This is a genomic window from Acetobacterium sp. (assembly GCF_041752335.1).
Taxonomy (GTDB): domain Bacteria; phylum Bacillota; class Clostridia; order Eubacteriales; family Eubacteriaceae; genus Acetobacterium.
Genome location: NZ_JBGSHG010000035.1, coordinates 1 through 10,349, shown reverse-complemented (window position 1 = coordinate 10,349; position 10,349 = coordinate 1). Strand labels below are relative to the sequence as shown.

At 44.7% G+C, this 10,349-nt stretch carries 8 protein-coding genes; 3 read left to right on the top strand and 5 right to left on the bottom strand.

The features are described 5' to 3' along the window. Positions 1–120 precede the first annotated feature (120 nt). Entirely contained in the window at positions 121–411 is a 291-nt protein-coding gene (locus ACEW8F_RS04965; RefSeq protein WP_373482368.1) for a YerC/YecD family TrpR-related protein, read from the bottom strand. A gap of 155 nt (positions 412–566) precedes the next feature. Between ACEW8F_RS04965 and cysS the strand changes: the two genes are divergently transcribed. Together cysS and ACEW8F_RS04955 are read left to right on the top strand one after the other, a co-directional pair. Next, positions 567–1,964, top strand: a complete 1,398-nt coding sequence (gene cysS, locus ACEW8F_RS04960) for a cysteine--tRNA ligase (protein WP_373482367.1) — start codon at positions 567–569, stop codon at positions 1,962–1,964. Beyond that, positions 1,949–2,425: a Mini-ribonuclease 3 gene (locus tag ACEW8F_RS04955; RefSeq protein ID WP_373482366.1), complete on the top strand. Its 477-nt coding sequence runs from the start codon at positions 1,949–1,951 to the stop codon at positions 2,423–2,425. The genes cysS and ACEW8F_RS04955 overlap by 16 nt, the downstream gene beginning before the upstream one ends. Positions 2,426–2,511: 86 nt before the next feature. On the opposite strand, the gene ACEW8F_RS04950 is transcribed toward ACEW8F_RS04955, so the two are convergent. Then, complete coding sequence (locus ACEW8F_RS04950; RefSeq protein WP_373482365.1) at positions 2,512–3,903, bottom strand: MATE family efflux transporter; 1,392 nt, start codon at positions 3,901–3,903, stop codon at positions 2,512–2,514. Between the two features lie 108 nt (positions 3,904–4,011). Further along, a complete protein-coding gene (locus ACEW8F_RS04945; protein WP_373482364.1) occupies positions 4,012–5,691 on the bottom strand; it encodes a DEAD/DEAH box helicase in 1,680 nt (559 codons plus the stop codon). Positions 5,692–5,943: 252 nt separating this feature from the next. On the opposite strand from ACEW8F_RS04945, the gene ACEW8F_RS04940 reads away from it, so the two are divergent. Further along, on the top strand, positions 5,944–6,348 hold the full coding sequence (locus ACEW8F_RS04940; protein ID WP_373482363.1) for a helix-turn-helix domain-containing protein: 405 nt from the start codon (positions 5,944–5,946) through the stop codon (positions 6,346–6,348). Between the two features lie 55 nt (positions 6,349–6,403). On the opposite strand, the gene ACEW8F_RS04935 is transcribed toward ACEW8F_RS04940, so the two are convergent. Together ACEW8F_RS04935 and ACEW8F_RS04930 are read right to left on the bottom strand one after the other, a co-directional pair. Further along, positions 6,404–8,350 (bottom strand): NAD(+) synthase, encoded by a 1,947-nt coding sequence (locus ACEW8F_RS04935; protein WP_373482362.1) that lies wholly within the window; start codon positions 8,348–8,350, stop codon positions 6,404–6,406. Between the two features lie 354 nt (positions 8,351–8,704). Beyond that, entirely contained in the window at positions 8,705–10,309 is a 1,605-nt protein-coding gene (locus ACEW8F_RS04930) for a CTP synthase (protein WP_373482361.1), read from the bottom strand. Between the last annotated feature and the right edge of the window lie 40 nt (positions 10,310–10,349).

Genomic DNA, 10,349 nt, shown 5'->3' with positions numbered 1-10,349 from the left:
CGGTCCGCCTCTTCGACCACCGGTCCTCTAATATCATAACAAACGTTGTCCAACTTCTTCGACTTTTTCACAGCTTTCATCACTACACTCAACTCCTTTAATATTAAATTTTAGATAAGATTACTCCAATGTATGGTCCTTCTTCATTTTTTCGATGATGTTGCGGTAGCCTTTGCCGTGTTTGAGGCAACGGTTGACCCGACTGATGGTGGCCGAGCTGGCCCCGGTCAGTTTTTCGACATCGATAAAGGTTTTTCCCTGGGACAGCAAGTAGGCAATTTCGAACCGGTGGGCCATGTCTTCGATTTCTTTGATGGTGCACAGGTCTTCGAGTAACAGATTACAATCCTCTTCGCTTTCAAGGGCTAAAATCGCCTGGGCCAGGACTTTTCTCTTTGCATTTGCTTCCATGGAGATTCCTCGTTCATTTCTGTCATTCATTTTGGATAATAACAGAAATTTTCTTCCTAAAAAATTTTATCCATTGACACTTAATCTTATCTTTAGTGTATAATATGTTATCATAACACATTGCTGTAAAGAAATAAATTGAAAGGTTGAACTTTATGAAATTATATAATACCCTGAGCCAGAAGAAAGAAACCTTTGTCCCGATTGAACCGGGCAAGGTTCGCCTGTATTCCTGCGGACCCACTGTTTACAACTATTTTCACATCGGTAACGCCCGTCCCTTCATCGTTTTTGACGTGCTGCGACGATTTTTGGAATATACCGGTTATGAGGTAACCTTTATCCAGAATTTTACCGACGTGGATGACAAAATCATCAACCGCAGCCATGAAGAAGGGATTTCCCCGGGGGATGTTTCGGAAAAATACATTTTAGAATACTTCACCGACGCCGATGCCCTGGGTATCAAACGGGCCTCAGTCCATCCCAAGGTCAGCGAGCATATGCCAGAAATCATTGCGATGATCAAAACCCTGGAAGAAAAAGGTCTGGCCTATAACGTTGGTGGCAATGTCTACTATCATGTCGATGCCTTTAAAGACTACGGCAAATTATCGAAACAGTCGATTGATGATTTAAAATCCGGGGCCCGGATTGATGTCAATGACGAAAAACACAGTCCCCTTGATTTTGCCCTGTGGAAAAAGAAAAAAGATGGTGAACCCTATTGGAAAAGTCCCTGGGGCCAGGGACGACCGGGCTGGCACATTGAGTGTTCGGCGATGTCCAAAAAACATCTCGGCGAAACCATTGATATTCACGGCGGCGGCCAGGATCTGATCTTTCCCCACCACGAAAATGAAATTGCCCAATCTGAAGGCTGCTGCGGCAAACCCTTCGCCAACTATTGGGTGCACAATGGCTACATTAATATCGATAACGAGAAAATGTCCAAGTCCAAGGGCAATTTCTTCACCGTCCGGGATATCGCCAAAACCTTTGATCTCGAAGCGGTGCGGATGTTTTTACTGATGGCCCATTACCGCAGCCCGGTTAACTTCAGCGAACCGCTGCTGCAGCAGGCCGCCAGTGCCCTGGAACGCTTGTATACTGCTAAATTCCAGATGGAATTCCTGCTGGAAAATGCTGCCGCTGAGATGGCCACCGAAAATGAACAGGGCTGGATTAATACCCTGGTCAAATACAAAAACGATTTTGTCGCCGCCATGGACGATGATATCAACACCGCTGATGCGATTGCCGTTATTTTTGAGCTGGTCCGGGATCTCAACTCCAATCTGGATGCTGCTTCTTCCAAACCGGCGATTATTGCCGGTCAAAACATTTTTGCCGAACTCACTGGCGTTTTAGGGTTGGCGGCAAAAGAAAAAGAAACCAATCTTGATGCGGCCGTGGAAGACCTGATCGCCCAGCGACAAGCCGCCCGCAAAGCCAAAGATTTCAAACGGGCCGATGAGATCAGGGATGAACTGCTGGCTAAAGGTATTGTCCTGGAGGATACCCGGGAAGGTGTTAAATGGAAAAAAGCCTGACTCCAACACCCACGTCAGAAAATTCAAACCGCCTAAAAACCATCCAGACCACCATCGAAAAAAGCTATACCATCGAACAGGCCGCCGCCATGAATCCGCTCGCGCTGGCCTATATCGGGGATGGGATATTTTCCGATCTGATCCGCAAATATCTGCTCGGCTGTGGTCACCAGAACGTCAATGTTATGACCAAAACCTCGATTTGTTATGTTCGCGCCAGCGCCCAGGCGCAGATTATCCGGGAACTATTGCCAGAGCTTTCTGATGCCGAGGAGCGGATGGTTAAACGGGGACGAAACACCGCCTCCCAGGTTCCCAAAAACGCCAACCCTTCAGACTACCGCTATGCCACCGGGTTTGAAACCCTGATTGGCTACCTATTTCTTTGTGGTGAAACCGAGCGCATGAAAAGCTTGATATATCAGAGCATCGATGTGATTAATACTCTGAATAAAAATTAAAGAAAAAAGATCTTCAAAAGCGAGTACCTTTTGAAGATCTTTTTTATTTTGCGTTTTCATTAATTTGAAATCTTTCAATGCGATTGTCAGTTTTGCACCACTGCCGGGCTGGCATCCCAGGTATCAAAGATGGTTCGCTGATACCATCGGTACATAAAGAGCTGGTAACTCATACAAACCACTTCAGAAATGATAAAGCCATACCATACCCAATCCAGACCACCGAGCTGAGCCAGCAGATAGGTAACCGGCAAAAGCACCACCATCTGTCGGATAAAGGATGCGATCATGCTGACATAAGCTTTTCCAATCGCCTGAAAGCTGACGCCAATCATAATCGAGATGCCGGCCAGGGGAAAGGCCAGACTGATGCTGCGCAGACAATTAATCCCGATTGCCATCATCTCGGCGGAGGGGTTAAAGGCCATCATAATCTGGGCTGGAAAAATCCAGAATAGTACCGTGCCAATGGTCATAATCGTCAGGGCGGCGGTAACGGCAACCTTCAGGGTTTCATTAAACCGTTCCCGATTCTTTGCCCCGAAATTGAAGCCGAAAATGGGCATGGCACCCTGCCCTAATCCAAAGATGGGCATAAAAATCATCGACTGAATTTTAAAGTAAACACCGAAAACAGCGACTGCCGACATTCCGAATCCGGCCAGAATCAAATTATATCCGGTAATCATCAGCGAAGCCAACCCCTGCATAATCGCCGCCGGCAAACCGACTTTAAAAATATCTTTGACGATTGCCGTCTCGTAATGAAACACCTTATAATCCAGTTTTAGATAATTCTTACTGCTTTTAAAAACCACCAGCAGCATATAGGTCATTCCAAAAAGCTGACCGATAACTGTTGCGATGGCAGCACCGGCAACTCCCATTGCCGGGAATCCCAACAAGCCGAAGATCATGATCGGGTCCAAAATAATATTGACTACTGCACCGATAATCTGTCCCACCATCGGCTGAATCATTTCACCGCTGCCCTGCAAGGTGGAATAAGCTGCCTGGGTGATAAAGCTGCCAAAACAGAAAACGGTAACGATCATTAAATAGGCCCGTCCCTGAGCAATGATGTTGGCATTGTCGGTAAATAGACTGATAAATGCTTCCGCCGTGAAAAATCCCAGGATGCCCAGCACTACTGCGATCAGAATCGCCAGCAAAAAACCATGCTCCGCCACATTGGCCGCTTCGCTCTTTTTATTCTGACCCAGTCGCCTTGATATGGCCGAATTAATCCCAATTCCCATGCCGACAAAGCAGGAGATAATGATCATCTGAATCGGAAAAGCCAAAGAAACAGCGGTCAGTGCTTCTTCCCCGATTTGCGCCACAAAGATAGAGTCGACAATATTGTACATGGCCTGAATCATCATCGAAATAATCGCCGGTATTGACATTGAAAAGAGTAGCTTCGGAATTGGAACCACGCCCAATTTATTCTTTTTTTCTGTTTGAGTGTCTTTCATCTGGCACCTCCTCTTGATTTTATTAAATGCTCTCGCAAATGCACTAATGAAAAAACCTGGATCCAAAGACAAGGTAAGCCTCACACCCAGGTTCTATTGATAGTTTAATTATTTTTTCTTTTTAGAAATTTCAACTTTTACTTTGCGTTCTTTGATTATTTTTCCGTTTAATTTCTTTTCTACTTTTTTAGCCTGTTCTTCATCGATATCAACAAAGGTAAATTTGTCGTACATGTCGATGTTGCCGACTGCAGAAGATGGAATACCACACTCTCCGCAGATGGCTCCCAGGATATCCCGCTTTTGGGCATGATCCTTTTCACCGACACTGATGAAAAGACGTTTTGTTTTTTCTGGACCAGCGCGACGGGCACCGCCATCTCTGGATCCACCATCCCGACGACCGCGGCCATCTCGGCCATCCCGACCATCCCGACGTGGAGCTGTATCGGTACGTCTTGGCCGTCTTTCAATGGTGTTAAGATCTTCGGCTTCTGACAGCGGTAATTGGGCCTGCAGCAAGACCGCTGCAATGGTTTCGGCCGTGTAGCCTTTTTCCACCAGATCGTCAATAATTGTTACATAGGTATCTAAGATTCCCTTTTCGGCACCCTTATCAGCCCGAATCTTGAAGCGTTCGTGAAAATGGGCAATCTTGATATCGTTGATAACGGCGCTGGTGGGGATTAAATCCCGTTCAATACTTTTTTTGGTATAGTCGGTGATTTTTTTCAGTCTGAACTGATCTCTGGACCGTGCCAGAGTCAGGGAGATTCCGCTTTTCCCGGCTCGTCCGGTTCGACCGATCCGATGGACATAATACTCTTCATTGTCCGGAACATCGTAGTTAAAGACAATATCCACGTCATCCACATCAATCCCCCGGGCAGCCACATCGGTTGCTACCAGAATATTCAGTTTACCACGGCTGAAATCTTTCAATACCGCCATTCGGGACATCTGACGCATGTCGCCATGGATTTTATCCACAGAATATCCCAGTTTTTTAAGATCATCGGTAATTTCATCGACGTATTTTTTGGTATTGCAGAAAATCAGCGATCGCTGCGGTTTGTAAACATCCAGCAAGCGGGTTAGCGCTTCGAACTTATGGTGATCGTTGATGTTAAAGTATTTTTGTTCAATACTGGTCGCAACCATGTTTTTAGGTGAAATTTCCACCAGAACCGGATTTTTCTGATAGGTTTCAGCAATTTTTAGAATCGGTTTTGGCATCGTTGCCGAAAATAACACCGTCTGAATCTCATGGGCGATTTCGTCAAGAATCAATTCAATATCTTCACGGAATCCCATGTTTAACATTTCGTCGGCTTCATCCAGCACCACCATCGAAACTTCGTTTAATTTCAATGTTTTTCGGCGCATATGATCCATCACCCGGCCAGGCGTACCCACAACAATTTGTACCCCGGATTTAAGGTCTCTGATCTGAGCTTCAATGGATGCACCACCGAAAATTGGCAACACTTTAATGCCTTTTTGATATTTAATAACTTTTTTAAATTCGTCTGAGACCTGTACTGCCAACTCTCGGGTTGGGCATAAAACTAATACTTGTACTTTCTTTATGGAAGGGTCAAGCTTCGTAATGGCTGGAATAGCAAACGCAACAGTTTTTCCTGTTCCTGTTTGTGATTTTCCAATGAGGTCTCCTCCCATCATCAATTGTGGTATTGCTTGCTCCTGGATTTCGGTCATTTCTACAAAGCCCATTTCTTCAATGCCTTGTAGCAGTTGTTCATTAATTTCTAATTCTGTAAATTTCATTTAGTATCCTTTCTCGAATATATAACATCTTATTCTAAACCAGATTAAGGAATAATGCAAGTTTGTTTTAATTGTTATTAAGAAATAATGCTTCTGACTCATGTCCGATCTAAATTATTTCTGGTTTGGCACATTTGTATAATATTTCTGGCTAACAAATATACAAATGGTGTATAATCTAGTCATACACATATTATGTGTTTATCTTATTCATTCATACTGAGATTATGAATAATTTTTGGAGGATACACCATGTCTACTTTTGGCACACGATTAAAACGATTGCGAATTAACAGGGATATGACCCAGCAGGATTTTGCTGAGCATTTTGATTTAAACAAGAGCTCGATTTCCAAGTATGAGAAGGATAAAAACCTTCCCGAAAACCAATTGCTTGTCGAAATTGCCGATTATTTTGATGTATCAGTGGACTTTCTGCTCTGTCGAACTGACAACTCCACATCACTCAATGATGCGAAGCTTAAATCAGAGGGATCATTAAATTCTGCTGAACAATTAGTTAAACCACTTGATATGAAAGACCTGCTGGGACTTTTCGGATATGCCATGACCAGTGAAGAGGGTAAAAAGGAAATTCTGGATTTTATTAACTTCAAACATGAAGTCCTGATCCAACACTACGCTAAAAAAGAATAGTAATTAAAAGAAGCTGTTTTCGGACAGCTTCTTTTTTTATCAATTTTTAAATATCCTAAACGATCGGTTCCATTTTCTCCAGGCTCTTGAGCCATTGGGTGGCGTGCGCATCGGAGGGCATGCGCCAATCACCCCGGGGCGAAAAGGAGACTGAGCCCACCTTTGGCCCGTCGGGGAGGCAGTTGCGTTTAAACTGCTGGCTGAAGAAACGGTGGTAAAAGCTTTTCAACCATTTAAAAATCACCGCTTTTTCATAGCTGCCGTCAAAGGCTTTACAGGCCAGAAAATATACTTTTTGCGGCGAAAAGCCATGGCGTACCATTTGATACATAAAGAAATCGTGGAGTTCGTAGGGACCGACGGTTTCTTCCGTTTTTTGGGCAATTTTTCCATCGGCATCCGGGGGCAGCAGTTCCGGGGAAACCGGGGTATCCAAAACATCATAGAGAATTTCCCGAATGTCTGCTTCAGGCGAATGGTCGGCCACCCACTCGACCAGGTAACGGATCAGGGTTTTAGGGACACTGGCATTGACGCTATACATCGACATATGATCGCCATTATAGGTGGCCCAGCCCAGTGCCAGTTCAGAAAGATCGCCGGTACCAATGACAATCCCACCGAGTTTATTGGAAAGATCCATGAGAATCTGGGTGCGTTCCCGGGCCTGGGAGTTTTCGTAGGTGACATTGTGCAGATCAATGGGTTGTCCGATATCTTTAAAGTGAGCGGTACAGGCCGCGACAATCGAAATCTCATGGAAGGTGGCGCCCAGACCCTTAATCAGCGCTACGGCGTTATCGTAGGTGCGGTCGGTAGTACCAAAGCCGGGCATCGTTACGGCATGAATTTTTTCCCGGGGGATATTGAAGCGGTCACAGACATTGACGCAGACCAGCAGTGCCATGGTGGAGTCCAGTCCCCCGGAAATACCAACCACCATGGGGGCATTGCCGAGATGAGCCAGGCGGGTGGCCAAACCCATGGTTTGAATGTTAAATATTTCTTCACACCGTTCGCTCCGGCGATTCGGGTCGGCCGGAACAAAGGGCTGAGGATTCACCTCTCGATCAAAATCATTGGTACCCGGGGTTTCAAACTTAATGGTCCGGTAGGAATGATCATCAAGCAGATGAACCGAATCCCCAAAACCATGTTGCATTTGCCGGTCATGATTAAGGGATTCCACATCAATATCAGTAATCAGCAGTTCATTCCCGAGGTTAAACTTGGGCAGTTCCTTTAATAATATCCCCCGTTCACAGATAATCGCATTTCCTCCGAAAACCAGATCACTGGTAGATTCCCCAAATCCCGCCGAAGCATAGAGATAGGCGACATTGCAACGTCCGGATTGGGAGCGGATCAATTCTCTGCGGTAATCGCTTTTCCCCACCACCTCATTGCTGGCCGATGGATTAAGAATCACCGTTGCGCCAGCCAGGGCGTGAAAGCTGCCTGGTGAAATGGGCACCCACAAGTCTTCGCAGATTTCGATGCCGACTACAAATTCTTCCCGATGAACATGCTGAAAAAGCAGATCGGTTCCAATCGGAACCGTTTGGGAGCAAATGGTAATTTCTGTCCGATTCAGAGATTTTGACGAGGCAAACCAGCGTTTTTCATAAAATTCCTGATGATTGGGAATATAGGTTTTAGGCACGATCCCCAGGATTTTGCCATCATTTAACAGCGCCGAACAATTATATAGACTCCCGTTAATAGCCAGAGGCAGGCCTACCGCTATCAGCATTTTCTTGCCGTCCGACCATTGGCACAAGCTATCCAGGGCCTTCACCGCATTTTGCTGAAGCTCCCGTTGAAAAAACAGATCACCGCAGGTATACCCAGTGATTCCCAGCTCCGGAAACAATAAAACCTCCACGTTCTGATCCCAGGCCTTGCTTGCCAGAGCAATGATTTCACTAAGGTTATATTGGCAATCTGCCAATTTTAGTTTAGGAACAGCACAGGCTGTTCTAAAAAAGCCATATTTATGCATAATTTTCACCTTAATCTTTTTATTTTTCATTTGATTTAATTAGCTATGTTTCATTATATCCCCATTTATGATCCAAGACAATCTTATTTTATTTTCCACAGCCTGTGTTCAACTACATTTCTTTTATTAACAATTAACCTGTTCGTTGTTTTTCCGTTACATTGGCGCTGTTGGGGGTTTCTCTATTCAATCAACAAGGTTATCCACATTGTCCACAGGCAAAACCGATGTTCTCCACAGTTTTTCACAAATATTATCCACAGTTTTCAAGTTATCCACAGTTTTCCTGTTAGTGTATCTTGTGTATTTGATCATAAAAAAAATCAAGATCTAGGATCTCGATTTTTTTATTCACTATTTTTTTGTCGCTAAAGCTGCTTTGACAAAACTCTGGAACAATGGATGGGGTTTATTCGGACGGGATTTAAACTCTGGATGAGCCTGAGTAGCCACAAACCAGGGGTGGTCTTTTATTTCAATCATTTCAACAAGCACTCGGTCAGGTGACATTCCTGAGAATACTAGCCCGTTTTCTTCAAGTTGCAAAATAAAATCATCATTGACTTCATAGCGATGACGATGACGTTCGCTGATACTTTTCTCCCTATAGGCTTCTATGGCTTTTGAACCTTCCAACAATTCGCAGGGGTATAATCCCAAACGCATGGTACCACCCATATCAATGATTTTCTTTTGTTCTTCCATCAGGTTGATCACTGGATAAGGTGTTTCCGGATCCAGCTCAATACTGTGGGCACCGGCAAGCCCGACTACATTTCGGGCAAACTCGATGACTGCCAGCTGCAAGCCAAGACATAGACCTAAAAAGGGTACCTTGTTTTCTCTGGCATATTGAATGGCGTGGATCTTTCCTTCCACTCCCCGATGGCCAAATCCACCGGGTACAAGGATTCCGTCCAGATCTTTAAGCACCCGGTGAACATTTTCTTCGTTGATGTCTTCAGAGTGAATCCACTTGATGACAACCTCGGAATTGTTGCCAATTCCACCATGACGCAATGCTTCTGCCACGGAAAGATAGGCATCATGCAGTTCCACATATTTTCCAACCAGACCAATGGTGACCTTGTTTTCCAGACTTTTGGCTTTTTTAACCAGGTCTTTCCATTCGGTCAGGTCTGGTTCTTTACAATCGATATGAAGTTTTTCGCAAACCAATTCGGCCAGACCTTCTTTTTCAAGCATCAAGGGCACTTCGTATAGTTCAGCGGCGTCCATATTGACAACCACAGCTTTTTTATCCACATTGCAGAATAAGGATATCTTTGCCTTCAGTCCTTCTTCTACCTCTTTTTCTGAGCGAAGCACAATAATATCCGGCTGAATCCCAATACTTCGCAGTTCTTTAACCGAATGCTGGGTTGGTTTTGTTTTCAGTTCACCGGCCTTTCCCAGGTAGGGAAGCAGGGTAACATGGATGTACAAAACATTTTCAGATCCCAGATCGCCCTTAAATTGACGAATGGCCTCCAGATAGGGAAGACTTTCGATATCCCCAACTGTTCCGCCGATTTCAGTGATGACCACATCGGGATGACTGTAATCAGTGACCCGCAGAATCCCATCTTTTATTTCGTCGGTAATATGGGGAATAACCTGAACGGTTCCCCCCAGGTAATCACCCCGGCGTTCTTTTGAGATAACATTCCAATATACTTTTCCCGTGGTGACATTGCTGAACTTGGACAGATTTTCGTCGGTGAATCGTTCGTAATGACCCAGGTCCAAATCAGTTTCTGCGCCGTCATCGGTCACAAAAACTTCCCCATGCTGATAAGGACTCATGGTACCGGGATCGAAGTTTAAATAGGGATCAAATTTCTGGATCGACACCTTGAGCCCTCTGGACTTAAGCAATCGCCCCAATGAAGCACTTGTAATGCCCTTTCCTAAAGAAGATACCACACCACCAGTGACAAAAATATACTTTGTTTGCATTAATTTACAGGCTCCTTTTTCTTTTACATTTTCGTATTAT